This is a genomic window from Nocardia australiensis, assembly GCF_020733705.1.
Taxonomy (GTDB): Bacteria; Actinomycetota; Actinomycetes; order Mycobacteriales; family Mycobacteriaceae; genus Nocardia; species Nocardia australiensis.
Genome location: NZ_JAJFZM010000006.1, coordinates 32,260 through 55,756 on the forward strand (window position 1 = coordinate 32,260; position 23,497 = coordinate 55,756).

The 23,497-nt window shown below is 65.8% G+C and carries 18 protein-coding genes; 7 read left to right on the plus strand and 11 right to left on the minus strand.

Features of this window, described 5'->3' with window-relative positions; genetic code table 11:
* Window positions 1-22: 22 nt before the first annotated feature.
* The 6 genes from LKE06_RS23620 to LKE06_RS23645 form a co-directional block, all read right to left on the minus strand.
* Window positions 23-865: a shikimate dehydrogenase gene (locus LKE06_RS23620; protein ID WP_228001561.1), complete on the minus strand. Its 843-nt coding sequence runs from the start codon at window positions 863-865 to the stop codon at window positions 23-25.
* Complete coding sequence (locus LKE06_RS23625) at window positions 855-2,351, minus strand: endolytic transglycosylase MltG (RefSeq protein WP_228001562.1); 1,497 nt, start codon at window positions 2,349-2,351, stop codon at window positions 855-857. Before LKE06_RS23625 ends, LKE06_RS23620 begins: the two co-directional genes overlap by 11 nt.
* On the minus strand, window positions 2,348-2,914 hold the full coding sequence (ruvX, locus tag LKE06_RS23630; protein WP_228001563.1) for a Holliday junction resolvase RuvX: 567 nt from the start codon (window positions 2,912-2,914) through the stop codon (window positions 2,348-2,350). Before ruvX ends, LKE06_RS23625 begins: the two co-directional genes overlap by 4 nt.
* A complete protein-coding gene (alaS, locus tag LKE06_RS23635) occupies window positions 2,914-5,577 on the minus strand; it encodes an alanine--tRNA ligase (RefSeq protein ID WP_228001564.1) in 2,664 nt (887 codons plus the stop codon). The genes ruvX and alaS overlap by 1 nt, the downstream gene beginning before the upstream one ends.
* A 65-nt stretch (window positions 5,578-5,642) precedes the next feature.
* A complete protein-coding gene (locus LKE06_RS23640; RefSeq protein ID WP_372477423.1) occupies window positions 5,643-6,968 on the minus strand; it encodes a replication-associated recombination protein A in 1,326 nt (441 codons plus the stop codon).
* Between the two features lie 90 nt (window positions 6,969-7,058).
* The gene (locus tag LKE06_RS23645; protein WP_228001565.1) at window positions 7,059-8,228 is read right to left on the minus strand and encodes a phosphotransferase family protein; all 1,170 of its coding nucleotides are present in this window, start codon (window positions 8,226-8,228) and stop codon (window positions 7,059-7,061) included.
* 192 nt (window positions 8,229-8,420) lie between these two features.
* Here LKE06_RS23645 and LKE06_RS23650 point away from each other — a divergent pair, with 192 nt between their 5' ends.
* On the plus strand, window positions 8,421-9,479 hold the full coding sequence (locus tag LKE06_RS23650; RefSeq protein WP_228001566.1) for a DUF2189 domain-containing protein: 1,059 nt from the start codon (window positions 8,421-8,423) through the stop codon (window positions 9,477-9,479).
* A 35-nt stretch (window positions 9,480-9,514) separates the two neighbouring features.
* On the opposite strand, the gene LKE06_RS23655 is transcribed toward LKE06_RS23650, so the two are convergent.
* Both LKE06_RS23655 and aspS read right to left on the minus strand, forming a co-directional pair.
* Window positions 9,515-10,483 carry a DUF389 domain-containing protein gene (locus tag LKE06_RS23655; protein ID WP_228001567.1) on the minus strand — a complete coding sequence of 323 codons (969 nt, stop codon included), beginning with the start codon at window positions 10,481-10,483 and terminating at the stop codon, window positions 9,515-9,517.
* Between the two features lie 394 nt (window positions 10,484-10,877).
* Window positions 10,878-12,740 carry an aspartate--tRNA ligase gene (gene aspS / locus LKE06_RS23660; RefSeq protein ID WP_228001568.1) on the minus strand — a complete coding sequence of 621 codons (1,863 nt, stop codon included), beginning with the start codon at window positions 12,738-12,740 and terminating at the stop codon, window positions 10,878-10,880.
* Window positions 12,741-13,067: 327 nt separating this feature from the next.
* Between aspS and ypfJ the strand changes: the two genes are divergently transcribed.
* Both ypfJ and LKE06_RS23670 read left to right on the plus strand, forming a co-directional pair.
* Window positions 13,068-13,994 (plus strand): KPN_02809 family neutral zinc metallopeptidase, encoded by a 927-nt coding sequence (gene ypfJ, locus LKE06_RS23665; RefSeq protein WP_228001569.1) that lies wholly within the window; start codon window positions 13,068-13,070, stop codon window positions 13,992-13,994.
* A 106-nt stretch (window positions 13,995-14,100) separates the two neighbouring features.
* Window positions 14,101-14,625, plus strand: coding sequence for a hypothetical protein (locus tag LKE06_RS23670; protein ID WP_228001570.1), 525 nt, complete (start codon window positions 14,101-14,103; stop codon window positions 14,623-14,625).
* Window positions 14,626-14,715: 90 nt separating this feature from the next.
* On the opposite strand, the gene LKE06_RS23675 is transcribed toward LKE06_RS23670, so the two are convergent.
* Entirely contained in the window at window positions 14,716-16,347 is a 1,632-nt protein-coding gene (locus tag LKE06_RS23675; RefSeq protein WP_228001571.1) for a hypothetical protein, read from the minus strand.
* Entirely contained in the window at window positions 16,344-16,673 is a 330-nt protein-coding gene (locus tag LKE06_RS23680) for a type VII secretion target (protein ID WP_228001572.1), read from the minus strand. Before LKE06_RS23680 ends, LKE06_RS23675 begins: the two co-directional genes overlap by 4 nt.
* 220 nt (window positions 16,674-16,893) lie before the next feature.
* On the opposite strand from LKE06_RS23680, the gene LKE06_RS23685 reads away from it, so the two are divergent.
* The 4 genes from LKE06_RS23685 (at window position 16,894) to LKE06_RS23700 (ending at window position 22,138) form a co-directional block, all read left to right on the plus strand.
* On the plus strand, window positions 16,894-17,895 hold the full coding sequence (locus LKE06_RS23685; RefSeq protein WP_228001573.1) for an NAD-dependent epimerase/dehydratase family protein: 1,002 nt from the start codon (window positions 16,894-16,896) through the stop codon (window positions 17,893-17,895).
* 45 nt (window positions 17,896-17,940) lie between these two features.
* Window positions 17,941-18,957, plus strand: a complete 1,017-nt coding sequence (locus LKE06_RS23690) for an Rv2578c family radical SAM protein (RefSeq protein ID WP_228001574.1) — start codon at window positions 17,941-17,943, stop codon at window positions 18,955-18,957.
* A 131-nt stretch (window positions 18,958-19,088) separates the two neighbouring features.
* Window positions 19,089-21,056 (plus strand): 2-oxoacid:acceptor oxidoreductase subunit alpha, encoded by a 1,968-nt coding sequence (locus LKE06_RS23695; protein WP_228001575.1) that lies wholly within the window; start codon window positions 19,089-19,091, stop codon window positions 21,054-21,056.
* A complete protein-coding gene (locus LKE06_RS23700) occupies window positions 21,056-22,138 on the plus strand; it encodes a 2-oxoacid:ferredoxin oxidoreductase subunit beta (RefSeq protein WP_228001576.1) in 1,083 nt (360 codons plus the stop codon). The genes LKE06_RS23695 and LKE06_RS23700 overlap by 1 nt, the downstream gene beginning before the upstream one ends.
* Window positions 22,139-22,374: 236 nt before the next feature.
* On the opposite strand, the gene LKE06_RS23705 is transcribed toward LKE06_RS23700, so the two are convergent.
* Entirely contained in the window at window positions 22,375-23,403 is a 1,029-nt protein-coding gene (locus tag LKE06_RS23705) for a malate dehydrogenase (RefSeq protein ID WP_228001577.1), read from the minus strand.
* Window positions 23,404-23,497 lie beyond the last annotated feature (94 nt).

Here is a 23,497-nt window from a genome sequence, read left to right on the forward strand (position 1 = left end):
CGGATCCAAACTAGAACCGGTGTCAGATTTCGGGGAGGTCGATGGCGGCCGCCATCTCCGTGCGCGGCGCCGGGCGTCCGGTGAACTGTTCGACCTGTCCATACGCCTGGTTGAGCAGCATCTGCAGACCACTGACAACGGTGTGCCCAGCGCGGGCGACAGCTGCGGCCAGCGGGGTCGGCCAAGGGTTGTAAATGGCGTCGAGCACCACCGGTGCGGCGGCGACGGCGACGGCGACGGTCGCGGCGGCATCCGCCGGAATCGTGCTGACCACCGCACCCGCCCGGGCACACGCCCGCCCGACAACCTCCGGATCGACACCGATCACCGTCGCGGTCAGCCCGAGCCGCTGCGCGAGTTCCAGCGCACCACGGGCTCTCCCCGCATTACGCGCCACGACGGTGACCTGCTTCGCGCCGAGTTCTGAGAGCGCGAGCAGCGCCGGTCGCGCGGTACCGCCCGCACCGAGGACCACGGCCTCGGAGATCTCAGTGACCCCGCCACCCCGCAGCGCACCGAGGACTCCGTCCACATCCGTGCAGTCCGCGCGCCAACCCTCATCGAGCCGGATCAGTGTATTGGCCGAGCCGACCAGGATCGCGCGATCGGTGCGTTCGGTCGCGTAGGCGAGCGCGGCCTCTTTGCCCGGCATGGTCACCGAAAGGCCGACCCATTCCGGCCCGAGCCCGCCGACCAGGCCGGGCAGCTGTTCGGCCGAACACTCGATGCGGTCGTAGGTCCAGTTCAGGCCGAGCGCACGGTAGGCCGCCAGATGCAGCTGCGGTGAACGGGAATGCGCGATCGGCTGACCGAGCACCGCCGCCTTACGAATCGCGTACCGGTCCACGACAGGATCACCGCCCACTGTCGAGAATCCCGCTCTGCCTGGCCTTTTCAATATTCCGCAGGTGTTCGGAGTAGCCCTCGGTGAACAGCGTGGTCCCCTGTTTGTCGATGGTGACGAAGTACAGCCACGGTCCGCCTTCGGGACTTTCCATGGCGCGCAGCGCATTCAACGACGGTGCCGAAATCGGCGTGGCGGGCAGGCCGGGCATCGCATATGTATTCCATGGTGTGCGCTTGTCCCGATCCGCGTCGGTGGTCGCGACTTCGGTGCGGTCCAGCGCGTAGTTGACCGTCGAGTCGAATTGCAGCGGCTGGTTCACCCGCAGCCGGTTGACGATCACCCGCGCCACCTTCGGCATATCCTGCGGCAGCGCTTCACGTTCCACCAGCGAGGCGGCGATCAGCGTCTGGAATGGCTGCAGCTGGGTCTCGCCACCGGACTGCAACAGTCCGGTCGACTCGTAACTGCGCGCACTCGCCGACACCAACTGATTCAGGATCTGCTCCGCAGTCCCGCTCGGATCGAAATCCCAGGTTCCGGCGGCGATCAGCCCCTCCAGCTGCCGGTCCCGATCCGGGACATCGCGCACCGCCTGCTCGGCCCAGGCGGGCACGCCGAGTGCGGCGAGATCCATCCCAGCTCCGGCGGCGGCGAGCTGCTCATATGTGACGCACTTCTGGCTCGGGCCGGTGCCGATGCAACTGGCGGCGGCGATCTTGCGGTAGATGCCGTCCTTACGCGATCCGGTGTTCACGTCCTGCTGGTCGTGCAGCTGCCGCCCCTCGGAAACGACCAGATTGCCGACCCGCGACTCCTTGTTCACCAACGCGGTCACCGCCTGCGAGGCAGGACTGCGGCTCGCAATCGCGTAGTAGCCGGGCTGCACGTCGTTCATATTCGAATTCCGCACCGCCGCTTGGAAGAAAGCCTCACTGCTGGCGACGACGCCGCCGTCCACCATCGCGTTCGCGATCTGGTTCGAGGTGTCCCCCGGGTGCACCTGCACGACGACCAGCGGCCCGGCAGGCCCGGCGAAATCCTCGGGCTCACCGAACACCGACTTCACGAATTTGTATCCGGCGAATCCCGCCGCGGCGACGAACAACAGCGCGAAAACGCCTCCGATCGCCCAAAGATTCCGCCGCCGCCGCTTGCGCTCCGCAGCCTTACGCGAGGCGACCCTGGAGCGCTTACCGCGCCGCGACGCCGTACGACCTTCCGAACGACTCGGCTCCGGGCGCTTGGCTCGGGTGCGACGCGGCTGCGGCCGCTCACGGTCGTCGTCATCGTCATCGTCGACGTCCGGCGCGGCCCGGCGGGCCCGCCGACCACCACCTCGGGCGGGCACAGGAGCCGGCAACGGCTCATCGTCCTCATCTGTGTATCTCGGGATGACGGTGGTGTCGTCGTCGTATTCCTCCCATGCCGCGTCATTTCGCTGGTAACGCCGATCAGCCTCGCGCTGTCGGTAGCGTTCCTCGGCCCGCGTCCATCGATCCGTCATGCGTCGTCTCCGGACGCAGTTTCGACCGACCTCAACACCGCACTCCGTTCGTCCAACCATCCTTGCAGAATCGATACGGCCGCTGCCTGATCGATTACCTGCCGCTGGCCACGTGCGCGAACTCCACTGTCTCGCAATGCACGTGCAGCTGACACCGTAGTCAAACGTTCGTCGGAAAGCCGGACAGGCACCGGAGTGATCGCGTCCCGCAAACGATCCGCGAACGTCATCGCCAATGCTGCAGCAGAACCCTTTTCGGCGCGCAACGTGCGTGGAAGACCGACGATAACCTCTACGGCTTCATACTCCCGCACAATTTCGGCAATCCTGCGTATGTCCGATTCGGGCGCGCCGCTGCGCGCGTTCGGTTTCGCGCGCGCCACGGTTTCCACGGGCGTGGCGAGGATGCCGTCGGGGTCGCTGGAGGCGACCCCGATCCGGACACTTCCGACGTCGACGGCGATCCGTCTGCCGCGACCCGGATCGGTGGCAGCAGCGGGCCGGTCGTAACCCTGCGAGCGCTCGGACCGCTGCGATGACTCTGGACTCTCTGGGTCGGTCATCACCCGGCGAGTTCGGCCACCCGCGCGCGAACCGCGGCCAGTCCGACCTCGATGCCCGAGGGATCCGAGCCCGCGCCCTGCGCCATCTCCGGCTTGCCGCCACCGCGTCCGGCGATGCTGGGGCCGAAGACTCCGACCAGATCGCCTGCCTTGAACCCGAGATCCTGAGCGGCCTTGTTGACAGTCACCACGAACGGCACCTTGCCGTCGGTGTTGCCGAGCAACACCACCACCGCGGGTTCGCTGCCGAACCGTCCGCGAATATCGGTGGCCAAGGTGCGCAGATCGACTGCGGCGACCCCCTCGGGCGCGGCGGCCGCCACCAGCAGTACATTGCCGTGTCGCTGCGCCCCATCGACGAACTTGCCCGCCGAGGACAGCACCGCGGTGATCTTGGTGCGCTCGAGTTCCTTCTCCGCCACCTTCAGGCGCTCCACCAGCTGCTCGACACGCGCAGGCACCTCCTCCGACGGAACCTTCAGCGACGACGCGACACCGGCGAGCAGCGCGCGCTCCTTGGCCAGATACTTATAGGAGTCCAGACCGACGAACGCTTCCACCCGACGCACACCGGAACCGACCGACGACTCACCGAGCAGCGTGATCGGACCGATCTGCGAGGAATGTCGCACGTGCGTTCCGCCGCACAGTTCCATCGAGAACGGACCGCCGATCTCCACGACACGAACCTCGTCGCCGTAGTTCTCGCCGAACAGTGCCATCGCACCCATCTGCTTTGCCTTGGTCAGGTCGGTGACAAACGTATTCACCGGGAAGTCGGCACCGACCGCGTCGTTGGACACGGTCTCGATATCGGCCTTCTGCTGTTCCGACAGCTGACCCTGCCAATTGAAATCGAAGCGCAAATAGCCGGGCTTGTTCAGCGAACCCGCCTGTACCGCGTTCGGTCCAAGAATCTGCCGCAGCGCGGCATGCACCATATGCGTGCCGGAGTGGCCCTGGGTGGCACCATGCCGCCAGGCCGGATCCGCTTGAGCGAGAACGACATCGCCCTCGGTAATCTGACCTTGCTCGACGGTGGTCTTGTGCACCCATACCTTTTTGGCGATTTTCTGCACATCATTGACGCGCAGCTTCAGCCCGCTGGCGGTGATCGATCCGCGATCGGCGATCTGGCCACCGGATTCGGCATAGAGCGGGCTGCGATCCAGGACCACCTCGACGTCCTGACCGACAGTGGCAACCGGCACCCGGACACCGTTGGCGATCAGCGCGAGCACATGCGCCTCGGAGGTCAGCTCGTCGAAGCCGGTGAACTCGGTGGCCCCGCGATCGACCAGTTCCTTGTACACCGACAGATCGGCGTGCGCGTGCTTGCGGGCCTGCGCGTCGTCCTTGGCGCGCTTGCGTTGCTCGGCCATCAGCGAACGGAAACCGGCCTCATCCACCGAAAGGCCCGCCTCCGCGGCCATTTCCAGGGTGAGGTCGATCGGGAAGCCGTAGGTGTCGTGCAGGGTGAAGGCATCCGAACCGGCAATGGTGTTGCTGCCCTTGGCCTTCGCCGCGGCGGCGGTGTTGTCGAACAGGGTGGACCCGGTGTTCAGCGTCTTGAGGAACGCCGTCTCCTCGCCGACCGCAACCGTCTCGATGCGCTGGAAATCGGTGGCGAGTTCCGGGTAGGACGGCGCCATCAGCTCGCTGACGACCTTGATGAACTCGCCCATCACCGGCTTTTCCGCACCGAGTAGCCGGGCCGAGCGCACGATCCGGCGCAGCAGCCGTCGCAGCACGTAGCCGCGGCCGTCGTTACCCGGGTTGACCCCGTCAGCGATCAGCATGGCACCGGTGCGCGCGTGGTCAGCGATAACCCGGAAACGCACGTCGTCCTCATGCTTGACGCCGTAGGACCGGCCGGTCAGCTCCTCGGCCTTATCGATGATCGGGCGCAGCAGATCGGTTTCATAGACGTTATCGACACCCTGTAGCAGGAAGGCGACACGCTCGATACCCATGCCGGTGTCGATGTTCTTCTTCGGCAGCGGCCCGAGAATCTCGAAATCGTCCTTGCTGGTGCCCGCACCACGCTCGTTCTGCATGAACACGAGGTTCCAGATTTCGAGGTAACGGTCCTCGTCGGCCTCCGGGCCGCCCTCGATGCCGTACTCGGGACCGCGGTCTAAATAGATTTCCGAACACGGGCCGCACGGGCCGGGAATGCCCATCGACCAGTAATTGTCGGCCATGCCGCGACGCTGGATACGCTCCGGCGGTACGCCGACCTCGCGCCAAATCCGCTCGGCCTCATCGTCATCGAGATAGACCGTCGCCCACAGCCGCTCCGGATCGAAACCATAGCCGCCGTCCTCGACGCTATCGGTCAGCAGCGACCACGCGAAGCTGATCGCCTCGTGTTTGAAGTAGTCGCCGAAGCTGAAGTTGCCCGCCATCTGGAAGAAGGTGTTGTGCCGGGTGGTGACACCGACGTTCTCGATATCACCGGTGCGCACGCACTTCTGCACGCTGGTCGCGCTCGCGTAGGGCGGGGTCTGCTGACCGAGAAAGAACGGAACGAACTGCACCATGCCCGCGTTGACGAACAGCAGGTTCGGGTCGGCCAGGATCAGCGAGGCACTCGGCACCTCGGTATGGCCGGCACGGACAAAATGGTCCAGGAAGCGCCGTCGAATCTCGTGGGTCTGCACAGGTATCCAGCTTACCGGTGCTGTGCAGCCGATTTTTCAGCGCCCGGTACAGTCGCCGCGGCGAGTCAGCGACCCCGGACGATCCGGCGGAGTTTGTGCACGCGAGGGCCGACCTCGCGCTCATAGCCGTGGTCGGTGGGTTCGTAGTAGTCGACGCCGATCAGTTCGTCGGGCGGATACTGCTGACCGAGGACGCCGTCGCGGTCGTTGTGCGGAAACTTGTATCCCTTCGCGTTTCCGAGCGCGGCGGCGCCGGCGTAGTGGCCGTCACGCAGGTGCGGCGGTACCGCCCCCGCCTTGCCCGCGGCGACATCGGCCATCGCGGCACCTAGAGCGGCGGTCACCGCACCGGACTTCGGAGCTGTCGCCAAATGAATAGTGGCCTGCGCCAAGGCGAGTCGAGCCTCCGGTAAACCGACCAGTTGAACGACCTGCGCGGCCGCGGTCGCGGTCTGCAAGGCGGTGGGATCGGCCATACCGATGTCCTCGCTCGCGTGGATCATCAGGCGACGGGCGATGAAGCGCGGATCCTCCCCCGCGCTGAGCATGCGGGCCAGATAGTGCAGCGCGGCATCGACGTCGGAGCCACGGATGGACTTGATGAAGGCGCTGATCACGTCATAGTGCTGGTCACCGGCACGGTCGTAGCGCACTGCTGCCCGGTCCACGCTGGCCTCGACCAGATCGACATCGACGGTGCCGTCGAGCGAGGACTCCGCGGATGCTTCCAGCGCGGTGAGCGCGCGGCGGGCATCGCCGCCCGCGATACGCACAATGTGGTCGAGAGCGGCGTCGGTCACGGTGTACTCGTCGGCCAGTCCCCGTGGATCGCCGATCGCGCGGGCCAGGACGAGGCGGATGTCGGCTTCGGTGAGCGATTGCAGCTGCAGCACCAGCGACCGCGACAGCAGCGGCGACACCACCGAGAACGACGGATTCTCCGTGGTCGCGGCGACCAGCAGCACGATCCGGTTCTCCACAGCGGCGAGCAACGCATCCTGCTGAGTCTTGGAGAAGCGGTGCACCTCGTCGATGAACAGCACGGTCTGCTCGCCGGTGGTTAGCCTGCGGCGGGCCACATCGATGACCACCCGCACCTCTTTGACTCCCGCCGACAGCGCCGACAGCGCCTCGAACCGGCGACCGGTGGACTGCGAAATCAGCGACGCGAGAGTGGTTTTCCCGGTTCCGGGAGGTCCATACAGCAGTACCGACGCCGCACCCGACCCCTCGATCAACCGCCGCAACGGCGAGCCCGGACCGAGCAGGCGTTGCTGCCCGACCACCTCGTCCAGCGAAGCGGGCCGCATGCGTACCGCGAGCGGCGCGCCCGCATCGCGGCGCACCACATCATCGATGGCGTGCCCCGAGGCCGCGGTATCGCCGGGCACGTCGAACAGGCTTTCACTCACGACCTGCACGTTACCGAGCGACCCCGACACTCCCACAAAGGTAGGTACCGCGTACGGGCTTCGAGTCCGCTATTCCGACCACCGCTCCTCGAGCATCGCGGAGACATCCTCGGCGAAATCGCCGATCACGTCATCGCCGGTGCAGCGAGCATCCTCGGCGAGCGCGGCCCAGCGGTTGATCAGCGCCTCCGAGCGTGGCACGGACAGACCGTGCTCACGAGCTGCGGCGATGCGCGTGTGATCGGCGGGCAGGAACCAATAGGTGGTCAACCACACCCAGATGAAGCGGGCCTCCAGGATCCGCTCCGCGAGCACGTCGTCATCGGCCAGCGACTGCCAGACTCCGACCACCTCCGACCGCCACGCCTCCACCATCTGCGCGGCGCGTTCGCGCGAGAGTTCGACATCGCACAGGCAGCCGGGGAACGAAACCAGAGCGTAGGCGATGTCGAGGGTGGCGTCGCGGAAGCCGCCCCATTCGTAGTCGAGGAAGCGCGCACCCTCCTCGTTGAGGATCACATTGTCCGGGCACAGGTCCGACGGACTGAACGCGCGATGGCGACCCGCGGAGAACAACCGATTACCGCGCACGATTCGCTCGGCGATCTCGGCGGGCACCTCGATGCCGAGCTCACGCTGCAGCATGCCCGGTACCTCGGAGATAGCCGCCTCGGCCTGCTGCGCGATGCCGTCGATGCGATGCACCACATCGACGCGCCGCAATAGCGCGACGAAATCCGCCTCGCGTCCCACGGTCGCCGCGTGCATCCGCCCGAGCGCCTGAGCGAAGGCCATCAGACTGTTGCGCGTCGCCGGTTCGGCACCGGACTGCAGCACGCTCGTCATCCGGGAGTTCTCACCGAGGTCGCTGAGAATCAGCAATCGGTCCGGAAGACTGTGCGCGATCAGGTAGGCGCCAGGACGATGCTCGCGCCTGAGCGAGGTGGTGAACTGATACGACACCGCCTCGCGTAGGAACGCGGAATCGATACTGGCGACCCCCGGTGCCAGACCACCGTTACGGCGGTCCTCGGCGGAACCACGAACCTGCTTCACGATCAGCGTCCGTGGCAGTGAAAATGCGTTTTCCGACACGCGCACGCGTAGGACTGTCGTCCTACCACTGCCGCTGAGCTCGATCGGATCGCTCAGCTTTACCGGAGCACCCATTCGCTTTGTAAGCAAGTGTTGCGCTGCGGCCACGACTTCGGCGGCGCGTTCGGCCAATAGTGCGGTCATCGACTCTCAAGCTACTCGCACCGAGTCACTTCTAGCGAGCGGTTACACAACCTTTCCGTGTCGTTCGGCGTGTCTCCGGCGAGGTTGCGGGCCGGCCGCCGCCGGCTTGACACCATTGCGCGCGTCCGGTTTTCTCATCGTCAACTGCCCTGCGCCACACCGCAAACCAGTTGCGTCGAAAGGTCTGCCTCGATGACCGACACACCGTCCGCTACACCGAACGATCCAACTGGCGAACCACTCGAGTGGAGCGGCGGCGAGGAGTCGGCCGCTCAATGGGCGCGCTCCGAAAGCGCGGATCCGCAGTCGGTGCCGACAGATACCGAGCCGAATGAGCACGAGGCCGGGACTCCCCGATTCGAGGGTTCCGGTGCGGCGCGATACGCCGGCGAGCAGGTCGCGCCGCCGCCGGTCACGCCACAACAACCCCAGCAATCGCCCCCACCACAGCAACCTCAACAGCCCATAGCGCCACAGCCGAGCTATGGTGCACCAGCAATGGTGCCGCCGCAGTCACAACCACAGCCGATCTACGGCGCACCCGCGACCACACCACCACAACCAACCTATGGCGCGCCCGGTACCGGACCGCAACAGACCTACGGTTACCAAGCCGACAGCGGCAGCCCGACCACCCTCGATGTCGGAAACGCGCTGAGCTACGGCTGGGAGAAGTTCCGGGCGAATCCAGTGCCCTGGCTTGGCGTCACCGCACTCGGATTCCTCATTTATCTCGTCTTCGTGGCGCTGGTCCGAGTCGTGAACCCGACCTCACTGCTGCCGTTACTGTTGATCTTCCTGGTGGTTATGGTCGGGATCTGGCTACTGCAGGCCGCGCTGGTTCGTGGCGCACTGTACGAAACTGACGGCAACAAAACGGTTTTCGGCGCCTACTTCCACTTCGTGAACGCGGGCAATGTACTGCTGACCGCATTACTGGCCTTGGTCCTGACCGCGATCGGCTGGGCATTTTTCATCATTCCCGGCATAGCCATCGGAGTCCTGTGCATGTTCTCGCTGCACTTCGTCGTGGACCAGGACCATGGCCCGTTCACCGCCATCAAGTCCAGCGCGTCACTGGTGGTGAGCAATCTAGGACAAGTGCTGCTGCTCGCGCTCGCCGTCACGGTGATCACCATCGCCGGCACGCTGCTGTGCGGGTTCGGACTGCTCGTCGCGGCACCGGTGACGGTCATCGCGGTGACCTACGCCTACCGAGCCCTCTCCGGCGGCGTGGTGTCCCCGCTTTGAGAACCACGCCGGCATCAGTCATTGGTCAGCCGTACTCACCTATCGACCAGTGACCGCACGCCGATCCACTGCTTGAAACGCGAGATGGGTCCACCCGCACGACCTGCCCGCGGACGCAACGCCAACACCACCAGACCGGCGACGACAATGCCGGTCAGATTCACCGCGAGCTGACCGGCCGACATGAACGCGATATGCCACTGGCCCAAAGTGGCCGCGACGACAGCGAATCCGGCGGCAGGCACGGTCGTGACCGAAATGAACACACCGACCAACGCCGCCGATTTTGCGGTGACCATCGACAACATCCCGGCCGCACCCGCCAACAACGCGACAACCAGCGAAAACGGTCCGACCTCATAGATGAAGTCGACGTTCTCGATGCTCTCCACACCATTGAGCGTGATCCAGCCGAACTGCTCCCACACCAGCGTCGCCGCCAACGTCACCAACATCGCGACCGGGAACCCGACAGCCAGCGCGAGCGCCGAACGTCGAGCGAGCCGGAAATCATGGCGCACCAAACCGACCGCGAACGCGGACAACGGACCGAACTCCGGCCCCACCACCATCGCGCCGACAATCGTCACCGACGAGTCGGTAGCCACACCGACCGCAGCCAACAGGCAGGCGATAGTCAAGAAGGCAAGGAATGTGGAGTTGAGCGTCGACTCCTCATGAGTCTGCGCAAGCAACTCCTCCCACACCACCGCATCGGTCGGATCCCCCGGAGCATCCGCAATCGCCCGCTCCCCCGCATCCGACAACACTGTCTCCACCGGCCCGAGCGTGATGCCACCAGAATGGCAGATCCCGAGAGCCGTGAGATCGGCGAGCACATCGTTGGCGGCCTCACGCGCGACATCCGCCTGAACCAGATCACCGGCAGGCTCCAGCGCGACACCGCGAGCCAGGGTCACATGCGTGACACCCGGATCCGCCGCAAGTACCGCGAGCACCTTATCGGTCGACTCCGGCGGACTGATCATGCGCAAATGCAGCAATAGCGTCCCTGTGTTGTTTGGCAGCGCCTTCGGCGCGGCGTGTTCGCGGCCCCCTTTGGCTCGCGTCCGAGGGGCAAATACTTGCTCCTTCGTCGCATCGTATTTGCCCCTCGGACGCGAGCCGGCCGCGAACTCTAGTGCTCGATCTCGCTACGCTCGAAAACTGGTGTCGTGGCGAGTGGGTGCGTAAGTGGGGTGGTGCGGCACCGATCGTTCTGTCCCCAGTGGGGGCGGTGGTTTGGCAGGTGTTGAGGTATTGGCCTGCGAACCGTTCGGGTACTGCTTGCTTTGCTGGTGGGGGACCTGTCGAGCATTCTGTTTCTTGGCAGCGGTGTGCTGGTGTCCGTGAGTGGTCGGACACCAGCACACTGACCAGAACGTACCTTGGTTCGGGCTACTGTGCGGGGCGGTTGTCCTTTGTGGCGGACCCTTTGGTGCCGGTGCCCTTGGTGTCAGTGCCCTTGATGTCGGCGCCCTTGGGTTCGTCGGTCTTGGGGCCGGTGGGCTTGGCGTCCAGACCCGCTTCCTTGCGCTGCTGGGGGGTGATCGACGCGGGCGCGTCGGTCAGTGGGTCGACGCCGCCGCCGGTCTTCGGGAATGCGATGACCTCGCGGATCGAGTCGAGGCCGGCCAGCAGCGCGGTGATCCGGTCCCAGCCGAAGGCGATGCCGCCGTGCGGCGGTGCGCCGAAGGCGAAGGCGTCCAATAGGAAGCCGAACTTCTCCTGCGCCTCGTCGTGGCTGATTCCCATTACCTTGAAGACGCGTTCCTGCACGTCTCGGCGGTGGATACGGATGCTGCCGCCGCCGATTTCATTGCCGTTGCAGACAATGTCGTAGGCGTAGGCGAGCGCGGAGTCGGGGTCGGTGTCGAAGGTTTCCATCGATTCCGGTTTCGGCGAGGTGAAGGCATGATGCACCGCCGTCCACGCCGAATGGCCAAGCGCCACATCACCACTGGCGGTCGCGTCGGCGGTGGGTTCGAACATCGGCGCGTCCACGATCCACACGAACGCCCACGCGTTCTCATCGACCAGACCGACCTTGCGGGCGATCTCGCCACGCGCGGCACCCAGCAGCGCGCGCTGCGCCTTGGCCGGACCGGCCGCGAAGAATACGCAGTCGCCCGGCACCGCGCCGACGTGCTTTGCCAGGCCCTCGCGCTCGGCGTCGCTCAGGTTCTTGGCGACCGGACCACCGAGGGTGCCGTCGTCGTTGATCAACACATACGCCAAACCCTTGGCGCCGCGCTGCTTCGCCCACTCCTGCCAGGCGTCGAGTTGACGACGCGGCTGACTCGCGCCGCCCGGCATGACGACCGCGCCAACATAGGGCGCCTGGAACACTCGGAACGGGGTGTCCTTGAAATATTCGGCGCATTCGGTGATCTCCACCCCGAACCGCAGGTCGGGCTTATCGGAACCGAAGCGTCGCATAGCTTCCGCATAGGTCATGTGCGGGATCGGGAACGGGATCTCGTAGCCGACCAGCTTCCACAGTGCCTCGAGGATCTCCTCCGCGACCAGGATCACGTCCTCCTGGCGCACGAAGCTCATCTCCAGGTCGAGCTGGGTGAACTCGGGCTGACGGTCGGCACGGAAGTCTTCGTCGCGATAGCAACGCGCGATCTGGTAGTAGCGCTCGATCCCGCCGACCATCAGCAGCTGCTTGAACAGCTGCGGGCTCTGCGGCAGCGCGTAGAAGCTGCCCGGCTGCAGGCGCGCGGGTACCAAGAAATCGCGGGCGCCCTCTGGCGTCGAGCGTGTCAATGTCGGGGTCTCCACCTCGACGAACTCGTGGGTCGCGAGCACCGCGCGCGCCGCGGCATTGACCTTCGACCGCAGCCGGATCGCGTGGGCCGGGCCCTCGCGTCGCAGGTCCAGGTAGCGGTACTTCAGGCGCGCCTCTTCACCCGGCTGCTCGTCGAGCTGGAACGGCAGCGGCGCGCTCTCGTTGAGGACCTCGAGCTCAGTGACGTTCACCTCGATGGTGCCGGTCGGCAGGTCCGGATTCTCGTTGCCATCCGGCCGCAGCTCCACCACACCGGTGACGCGAACGCAGTACTCGGCGCGCAACCGGTGCGCCTGCGTGGCGGGTTCACCCTCGCGGAACACCGCTTGGGCCACACCCGACGCATCACGCAGATCGATGAAGATCACGCCACCATGGTCTCGCCGACGGGCCACCCAGCCGGTGAGGGTGACAGTCTGACCGGCGTGCTCGCTTCGCAGCGAACCAGCCAAGTGGGTGCGCAGCACGGGATTCCTTTCGACGACTCCGACACCAGGCGAGATCGACCGGTGCGCTAGTCATCGTAGTTAGACACATCGGCCGAGAGGAAACCGATATCCGAGTGCCATGCCAAGCTGTAGACGCCAGGTCGCCGACCAGGTCGTGCTGGACACGAATCCGGCATGTCCCTCAGCAGCCACCCCACAACCGCAACATCGACGTCTCAGGACAATCCGCACCACAAACCTCCAACCCAGCCACCACAGAGCGAGCCCGACAAGCGACCGTTCGCGAGCGTTCGGGGCCGCGAACCCGCCGTGCCCGCGTGGCCGATAACACAGAAAGCGATGACCATGACCTTCAATGAAGGCCTCCAGATCGACCCGAATCGTGCTTCGTCCGGTGGGGGCCCGGGTATGGGGGGCAAGCTCGCGCTCGGCGGCGGCGCAGGCGGTTTGATCCTGCTGGTGCTCGGATTGTTGTTCGGTGGTGATCCCGGGTCGCTGCTGGGTCAGTTGAACGGTAGCGAGAATGCCCCGGTGCAGCAGCCGGGTACCGCGGGTACGCCGGCGCACTGCAAGACCGGTGCCGACGCCAATAAGTATGTCGACTGCCGGGTAGTGCTTACCGCGCAGAGTCTGGACGGCGTGTGGTCTTCGCAGTTGCCCCAGCAGACCGGCAAGCGTTATGCCCAGCCGAAGCTGGTGTTGTTCTCCGGCGCGACATCCACCGGGTGCGGCAACGCGACCAGCGCGGTCGGACCGTTCTATTGCCCCGCCGACCGGACCGCCTACTTCGATACCAGCTTCTTCCAGGAGCTGGTGGATCGTTTCGGCTCCAGCGGTGGCCCGCTCGCGCAGGAATACGTCGTTGCGCATGAGGTCGGTCATCACATTCAGAACCAGCTCGGTGATATCGGCCGTGCGCAACGCGATCCGCGTGGCCCGGAGTCCGGTGCGGTCCGCACCGAGTTGCAGGCCGACTGCTACGCGGGAATCTGGGCACATTTCGCCGATAAATTGCCTGCCCCCGGCGGAAGTCAGCCGTTCTTGAAGCCACTGTCCGACAATGATATTCGCGATGCTTTGTCGGCGGCATCGGCGGTCGGTGACGACCGGATCCAGCGCGCGGCGCAGGGCCGGGTGAACCCGGAGGCTTGGACACACGGTTCGTCCGATCAGCGGCAGAAGTGGTTCCTCACCGGCTATCGGACTGGGCAGGTGAAGGCGTGCGATACGTACTCGGCGCCGGATCTCGGTAGTCCGCCCGCGCTGCGTTGACACCTCGGCGAATGAGCGACTCCCTGGTGTGCGGGGGCGGGTAGACGCTCACGTGCTGCGATGATCGATGGTAATGGTCTTGTGGCACACCGAAGATGGGGATTTCATGCGGAGAACGAAGTCGACGCTGCTGGTTTTCGTCGTACTACTCCTGGGCAGTTGGGGCGTCGCCTCGGCCGAACCGGCGCCGGACGCGCCGCCGCAGGCACCACCCGCGGTCGCATTGCTGACGTTGACCACCCTGCCCAATGGCTGGCAGGGCCGGGTGGACCTGCGCCCGATGCTCGAGGTGTACGCCGACGGCCGTGCCGTGAAGACTCCGGACGCCACGGCCGAGCGCGCCCCTGGTGTCGCGACGGAACGACTCAACGGCACGCTTGCGCTGGATGTGCTGAATACGTCACTGGCCGAGATTCGGGCGCTCTCGGCGGTCGATCTCGGCACGCCGACGGCCACCGATCAGGGCACCCAGATTATCGATGTGATGCCTGCACCGCCGGAGCAGGACGTCCATGTGATCGTGTACGCGCCCGAGCTCACCGAGGGGCTCAGCGCCGAACAGCAGGACGCCCGTAAGCGTTTCGCGGACCTCTACCGCAAGCTGCTCGATGCCTTCGTCCAGGATCACTGATCGCGAACGCGAATCGGCCGCCGTCCCGGTTCGGGACGGCGGCCGATTCGCTGAATCCGTTGCGGCACCGTGTTTCAGCGGGTGCCAGGCTCAGAACTGATCCTGGTCGTAATCGGAACTGACCATTTCATCGGTGTGCGTCGCGCCGATGACGTCGGGCGTGGATTCGCCCAGCGGTCCGGTGAGATCGTCGTTGCCGGTTCGGCTCTGGTACGGATCGACGTTGCGCTCGTGTTCCTCGTCGTTGTTGCCGCGCTGGCCCGCGGCACCAGCGCCGCCGCCGCCACCCATGTAGCTGGAGTTGCCGGTGCTCGCCGCCGAGGTGCTCAAACCGCTGGAGCCGAGCGCGGATCCCGGCAATCCGGATCCCAGCATTCCCGAGACCGGTATCGGTGACATCGTGGCACCCGGCAGACCCATCAGCTTCGGGGTCGAGGGCGAGCTCGGAGTGCCCGACGAGCCGGAGCCACCCGGCAGACCCGAATGGCCGGGATTGCCGAGTCCGCTACCGGAAGCCGGTGTGCTCGAACCCGCCGAAGCCGCGTTGGTGGGGGTCCCGCTGGATGAATTCGACGAATCCGACAGCAGCCCAGCGGCATTCGAGCCGGCCTCCTGCGCCTGCCCCATGATGGGCTCACCGATGTTCTGCATCACCGCTTGGGCGACCTCTTGCGGTGCGGGTCCGCCAGCGGGGGCGATGAGCTGGTTGACCAGTCCGGTCAGCTCGGCCGTCTTTCCGGCCAGATCACCGCGGGTCGCGTTCGCCACGCTCACCGCTTGACCGAGATGTTCGGTGGCAGTAGCGATCAGGGCCGCCTGGCCGGGCGGGGTGAGCACCGCGGGCGCCAGCGCGGTGGCCTGGGTGGCGAACGAGGTCGCGATCCCGGACAATTGCGCGTTGCCCTGCTGCACGACCGCAGCGGCCTTCTGTGTCAGGTCGGAGATATCGAAACCCCGCTGACTGGTGTCCTGTCCCGTGGTGTTCGCCTGCTGACCCGCGACCTGCGCGCTGCGCGCCGACTGCCCCTGCCACAACTGTTCGACTGTCGTCATGCTGCCCTTGCCCACCTGCATCGCCGATTCGATGATCTTGGAGGACTGGCTGAGAATCTGAGTCGGGTCGATCGAACCGAGCACTCCGGTGCCGAAGCTGCTCAGCAGATCGAGGATCGGCTTGAACAGCGTGTCGACGCCGGGCAGCGCGGGCAACGAGAGACCGCTCATCAGGGCCGCGACCGGATCGGCGGGAAGTGACGGCACTGCGGACGCGGCGGGCGTAGCGGCGGCGGATGCCGCGCCGCCCCCGCCCAGCGCGCTCTGCGCCTGACCGAGCACGCCTTGCGCCGCGCCGAGCACCGGGGCCGCAGCCTGGTTGACCGCGGCGTTCGCGCCGTCGAGCAGGCTCGAAACGTCCGAGGGGATTCCGGCCAGGATGTCGCTCGGATCCGATATCTGGTTACCGGACAGACCGGGCATTCCGGGCGGGACCGTGCCGAGGTTCTGCGAGTCCTCGCTGACCTTGCGGGCGAGATAGAACTCCGGCGGCTCGATCGGCGGCATATCGGCGGGCAGTTGCGGCAGTGACACGTCGACGAGCCCCTGGCTCGGTTCCGACTGCGCCGCGCTCGGTGCCGCCTGCTGCGCGGCCGCCGAGTGGTCGACCGCGGCGGCGGTCTGGCCGGGCCCGATGAGGCCGGTGTCGGAGGAATTCAGCGGCTTCATATCGCGCCACCGATCTCGTCGGCGATCGAACCGAGGGATCCCGCGTTGCTGAAGTCGGTGGTGTCGAACGAGGTAGCCGAGGTGAAGGCCGCCTCCGACAACTTGGCGTACTTGGCCGATAGCTCATTGATATCCCTGGCCTGCAATACCTGCGCGGCCGCGAATGCCAATAGGTAGTCGGCGCCGATCAGGCCGAATACTGGAGTCATGGCGGCGACATTGGCCACCGCGTCGAAGTTCCCCGCCCCTGCGATTTCGCCGGAGATCCCGGCGTTCTGCGCAGCGAACGCCCGAACCGCCTCGGTTTCTACCGAGAGATCACTCATCGAGCTGCCCCCCATTCGTTGTGAACATCAGTTTCGTGCACATAGCCAGGTCTAACGTCAACTCCCTGTCCGCACGGTAACTTCCGCTGCGGCTGGGCCCAATATAGCGGACCGTACCGGCAAGTTTCGAGCCCAGCGTCGCGCCGGTTGAGCACCTGGGACACCTCGAAACGGACTGGAACGTGTTGCAAATTAGAACAAGTTCTATATTCTCGGTGCCATGAAGGTCGCAGTGACCGGCGCAGCCGGCTACCTTGGCACGAATCTGCTCAACCTGCTCGTCGGTCGAGGCCACGAAGTCGTCGCCATCGACCGCGTGGTCCCCGAGGGACCCGCGGACCCCGATATCACCTGGGTGTCCGGCGACGTGCTGGATCCGGCTTCGATGCGCACCGTGCTCACGGGCGCGGAAATGGTCTACCACCTAGTCGCGGTGATCACCCTGGCCGACAAGAACGACCTCGCCTGGAGGGTGAACACCGAAGGCGTCCGAGTCGTGGCCGAGGCCGCACTCGAGGTCGGCGTGCGCCGGATGGTGCATGCCAGCTCGATCCACGCGTTCAACCAGTACAGCTGCGGCGGAAGCATCGACGAGACTTCGCCGCGCTCGACCGACCCGAGCCTGCCGGTCTACGACCGTTCCAAATGGTCCGGCGAGATCGAACTGCGCAAGGTGATCGACAAGGGCCTGGACGCGGTGATCTGCAATCCCACCGGCGTATTCGGCCCGGTAGACCACAGCACTCCCCTCTCGCGCATCAATCGCACACTCAAGGATGCCGCCCGCGGTCGCGTTCCAGCGATGATCGGCGGCGGCTTCGACCTGGTCGATGTGCGCGATGTCGCCCAAGGCCTGATCCAAGCCTCCGAGGGCGGGCGGACCGGCGAGAACTACCTACTCGGCGGGTCGATGATCACCATGGTCGACCTGTGCCACCTGGCCGCGAGCCACGGCGGCAAGAAGGGGCCGAAGTTCTCGATCTCGCCGCGCCTGGTCGGCGGCCTGATCCCGGTGCTGGAGCCGATCGGCAAAATGCTCGGCACAGATATCCTTTCACGTGCCGCCCTCGGCGCACTGGTCTCGGCACCGCTGGTCGATCACGGCAAGGCCGAGCGGGAACTCGGCTACCGGCCACGCCATATCGACGACACCGTCAGTGACTTGGTGGCATTCTTCGAGGAACACCGTTCGGCGGCGACCCCAGCCGGACAAAACGCCTGACGCCCACTGCTTGACAGTCTATAGAACGCATGTTCGACTACTGGGGTGCGGTGGCAAAGCCAAACCCTGGATGCCGACGACGGCGCCCTGCCCGGTCTCGACCGGGCAGGTTTCGTTCGCACCGTCCAAACTCCCGAATTCGAGGGCGTCACCTTTCACGAGGTGCTGTGTAAGAGTGCGCTGAACAAGATGCCCGAAGACGCGAGTCTGCCGTTCCATTGGACGATCAATCCGATGCGCGGCTGCTCGCACGCCTGCCGTTATTGCTTCGCACGTGGCACGCACGAATATCTGGATCTGGACGCGGGCAACGATTTCGATTCGCAAATCGTGGTGAAGACCAATATCGCCGCGGTGCTTCGCAAGGAACTCGGTAAACGGTCCTGGCATCGGGAACCGGTCGCGCTCGGCACCAACACCGATCCTTATCAACGCGCGGAGGGTCGATATCGGTTGATGCCCGGGATCATTCGCGCACTCACCGATTCGGGCACCCCGTTCTCCATCCTCACCAAGGGCACGCTGCTGCGCAGGGACCTGCCGATACTGACGCTGGCCGCGCGCCAGGTTCGGGTGAGCGTCGCGGTGTCCATCGCGATCCTCGATATCGACCTGCACCGCAGCCTGGAATCCGGCACGCCGGCCCCGAAAGCCCGGCTGGAGCTGGTGCGGGCGCTGGCCGACGCGGGATTCGAGGTGAACGTGATGGTGGCGCCGATCATCCCGTATCTCACCGACGGACACGCGCACCTCGACGAACTCTTCGGCGCCATCGCCACGGCCGGCGCCGCCTCCGTTGTGGCGTTTCCCATGCATCTGCGCGGCAGCACCCGCGGCTGGTTCCTCGGCTGGCTTGCCGAAGCACACCCGGCCCTACTTCGCCGCTACCGGCAGCTCTATGGGCGCGGTGCCTATGTGACACCCGAATACACGACCTGGCTGCGCGGGCGCACCCAGCCGCTACTGGAACGGCACGGCCTGACACGGCAATTGCCCCAGGAACCCGAGCCACGACCGGAAAGTCCGCGCGTGGCCGACCGGCAATTGGCGCTGTTCGCCTGACCGGCAGTGCCGTGATCCCGGCGTTGTATCAGGCAATTCCAACCGGACCGCGCGTTCACGGTCGATCGGGTGCGCGGCGGAGTACGTTGGCCAATGGCACCCTCTCATCGACGAGGAAGTGAAGCAGGCACATGGTTTCACACCAAAATGATGTCGGCACAGTGAAATTGGAAAAGGTCGTTATTCGGTTCGCCGGAGATTCGGGCGATGGAATGCAGCTCGCCGGTGACCGCTTCACCCATGAAGCCGCCGCGTTGGGGAACGACCTTGCCACCCAGCCCAACTTTCCCGCGGAAATCCGCGCGCCACAGGGGACACTCCCCGGCGTCTCGTCCTTCCAGATCCAAATCGCCGACTACGACATCCTCACCGCGGGCGACCAGCCGGATGTGCTGGTGGCGATGAACCCGGCGGCGTTGAAGGCCAACCTGGGGGACCTGCCGAGGGGCGCCACACTCATTGTGAACACCGACGAATTCACCAAGCGCACCCTCGCCAAGGTCGGCTATACGGCCGACCCGCTCGGCGACGACACGCTGACGGATTTCGTGGTGCACCGCGTCCCGATGACCTCGCTGACCCTCGGCGCCACCGAACCTACCGGTGTCGGCAAAAAGGACGGCCAGCGCGCCAAGAACATATTCGCGCTCGGACTGCTCTCATGGATGTACGGGCGGCCGATCGGTGGCACCGAACGATTCATCCGGGAGAAGTTCGCGGCACAACCGGATATCGCCGAGGCGAACCTGCTCGCCTTCCGGGCCGGCTGGAACTACGGCGAGACCACCGAGAGCTTCGCGAACACCTTCGAGGTCGCACCGGCGGTGCTGCCGCCGGGCACCTACCGGCAGATCACCGGCAATACGGCGCTCGCCTACGGCCTGGTGACGGCGGGACAGCTGGCCGGGCTGCCGGTCTTCCTCGGCACGTACCCGATCACACCCGCTTCCGACATCCTGCACGAATTGAGTAAGCACAAGAACTTCGGTGTCACCACATTCCAGGCGGAGGACGAAATCGCCGGAATCGGTGCGGCGCTCGGCGCGGCGCTGGGTGGCGCACTCGGTGTCACAAGTACCTCCGGCCCTGGATTAGCACTCGAGAGCGAGACCGTCGGGCTGGCCGTGATGACGGAATTGCCACTGGTGATCGTCGATGTGCAACGCGGTGGGCCATCGACCGGGCTGCCGACCAAGACCGAGCAGGCCGATCTGCTGCAGGCGCTATACGGCCGCAATGGCGAATCACCGGTCGCGGTCCTCGCGCCCCGCTCCCCCGCCGACTGTTTCTCGACCGCGGTGGCGGCGGCCAGGATCGCGCTCACCTATCGCACGCCGGTGCTGCTGCTGTCGGACGGCTCGATCGCCAATGGTTCCGAACCGTGGTCGATTCCGAAAGTGTCCGAGCTGGCGCCGATCGACCCCGCATTCGAACCCGACGCCGATGAAACGACCCCGTTTCAGCCCTATGCCCGCGATCCGGAGACACTCGCCCGGCCGCTCGCGGTACCGGGCACCAAGGGACTCGCGCACCGCATCGGTGGTCTGGAGAAGGCGGACGGTAGCGGTGATATCTCCTACGAACCGGCCAACCATGAGCTGATGGTGCGGTTGCGGCAGGCCAAGATCGACGCGATCACCGTCCCGGATATCGAGGTGAACGATCCGGATGGGCGGGCCGAACTGTTGCTGCTCGGCTGGGGCAGCTCCTACGGGCCGATCGGTGAGGCATGCCGGCGGGCGCGCCGGCGCGGTGTCCCGGTAGCCCAGGCACACCTGCGATACCTGAATCCATTGCCCGCCAACCTCGGCACGGTGCTGCGGGGCTACCGCACGGTGGTGGTGCCGGAGATGAACGGCGGCCAGCTGACCATGCTGCTGCGTGCGCGATATCTGGTGGATGTGCAGCCATGGACCAAGATCGCGGGCACCGCCTTCTCCGCGCAGGAGCTGGTCGGGGTGATCGACGCGGCACTGGACGGGTCGATCGAGGACATGGAACGCGATAAGAGCTTTGCCGCGCGAGCACGGGCCACCTACCGCACGGCGACCGCGAGCAACGGCTCGAACGTCGCCCGAGACCACGCTGGGGGCAACTGATGACGATCGCCGAAACCTCGCTTGTCGGAACAGATCTGGGCCTGACGGGACTGTCCGGTGTCCCCGGCGCCGACGGTCCGCAGCGAACGAAGGACTTCACCTCCGATCAAGAGGTGCGCTGGTGCCCGGGCTGTGGTGACTATGTCATCCTGGCAACGGTCCGCAGCTTCCTCGCTGATCTCGGATTGCGCAGGGAGAACCTGATGTTCGTGTCCGGGATCGGCTGCTCGAGCCGGTTCCCGTATTACCTCGAGGCCTACGGCATCCATTCGATCCATGGCCGCGCCCCCGCCATCGCCACCGGCCTCGCGGTGACCCGCCCCGATCTGTCGGTATGGGTGGTGACCGGCGACGGTGACGCACTGTCCATCGGCGGCAATCACCTCATCCACGCGCTGCGCCGCAATGTGAACATGACGATCCTGCTGTTCAACAATCGCATCTACGGCCTCACCAAGGGGCAGTACTCGCCCACGTCGGAGCCGGGCAAGATCACCAAGTCGACACCGATGGGTTCGGTGGACCACCCGTTCAATACCCTGTCGGTCGCACTGGGCGCCGAAGCCGGATTCGCCGCGCGCGCACTGGATTCCGACCGTCCCGGCCTGACCGAGGTGCTGCGGGCCGCCGCCGAGCACCGCGGCACCTCCTTCGTCGAAATCCTGCAGGACTGCCCGATCTTCAACGATGGCTCCTTCGACGTGCTGCGGCGCGGCGACGCCGAATCCCGGCTCATCCCGCTGCACCACGGCCGCCCGATCCGCTTCGGCGCCGAGGGCGAATTCGCTGTGGTACAAAGCGGTTTCGGCCTCCGGGTGGCGCGCACCGACGAGGTCTCCGAGTCCGACATCGTCGTCCATGACGCCTATTCCGACAATCCCGAGTACGCCTACGCCCTGTCGCGCCTCTCCGACCAGGACCTCGACCACGTCGTGACCGGCATCTTCCGCAGTGTCACCCGCCCCACCTACGACGACGCCGTCCGCGCCCAGACCCACGCCGCTCGCGAACGCGAGCCCGTCGACCGGTATGCACTGCAATCGCTGCTCAACGGCCGCGAAACCTGGACCATCGGCACGTAGTCCACCCACGTGTGACTGTCGGCTGACTCGGCAGCCCCAGTCGCGCGGCCATGCCACCCAGAATTCGGTGCAGATCGGCACAATCGGCGGCGTTGATCCCATCGGCGCCCTCCTCATCGACGGCGCGCACCGCATCACGGCATCTCACCAGCAGGTCGCGACCGTGCTCGGAGAACTGAGAGGCGAGCACGTCACCACTCGGATTCGGCTGCCCGTGAGGCGGTTTCGGCCGGAGACTACCCGCGGGCGAGGTGCCGGGCGGGCTTGGCGAAGCCGAGGTCGATGACGGCGTCGCGTTCCTGCTCGAGCTCGGCGACGCTGACGTCGATCCGGGCCTGGGAGAACTCGTCGAGTTCGAGCCCGGAAACTATGGAGTACTCACCATCGGCGCAGGTCACCGGGAACGAGCTGATGAGTCCCTCCGGGACGCCGTAGGAACCATCGGACGCGACCGCCATGGAGGTCCAGCCATCGCCCTCGGTGCCGAGCACCCAGTCGTGAATGTGGTCGATGGCGGCACTGGCCGCGCTGGCCGCGGAGGAGGCGCCACGGGCCTCGATGATGGCGGTACCGCGGCGCTGCACGGTCGGGATGAACTCGTTACGCAGCCAGGCTTGGTCATCGATGAGGTCGAGTGCGCGGCGGCCCGCCACGGTGACATGGGTGATATCGGGATATTGGGTGGCCGAATGATTGCCCCAGATGGCGACACCAGCGATATCGGCCGCTGGTGCGGCGGTCTTCTTGGCCAACTGCGCGATAGCCCGATTGTGGTCGAGGCGGGTCATCGCGGTGAAACGCTCGGCGGGCACGTCCGGAGCGTTGCTCATGGCGATGAAGGCATTGGTATTGGCGGGGTTACCGACGACAAGCACTCTCACGTCATCGGCGGCGCTGGCATTGATTGCCGCACCCTGGTCGGTGAAGATCGGGCCGTTCGCGTTCAGCAGGTCCGAGCGTTCCATCCCGGCCGTACGTGGCCGCGCACCGACCAGCAATGCGACATTCGCGCCCGCGAAACCCACCCCGGGATCGTCACTGATATCGACCGAATCGAGCAGCGGGAACGCACCGTCCTCCAGCTCCATCGCCACACCTTCCAGCGCGGCGACCGCCGCCGGAATCTCGAGCAGCCGCAACCGAACCGGTGTCTCAGGGCCGAGCATCGCACCGGAGGCGATCCGGAACAGCAGGCCGTATGCGATCTGCCCCGCGGCCCCCGTCACGGAGACGGTCACGGGTGCGGTCCGGGCGGCGGTGCTCACGATGAACTCCTTGTGGTAGTCGGACACTCGGTTCCCACCCTATCGACTCTCACAGCCCCGAACCCAGCTGGTGAGCTACGCGACAGCAGCCACC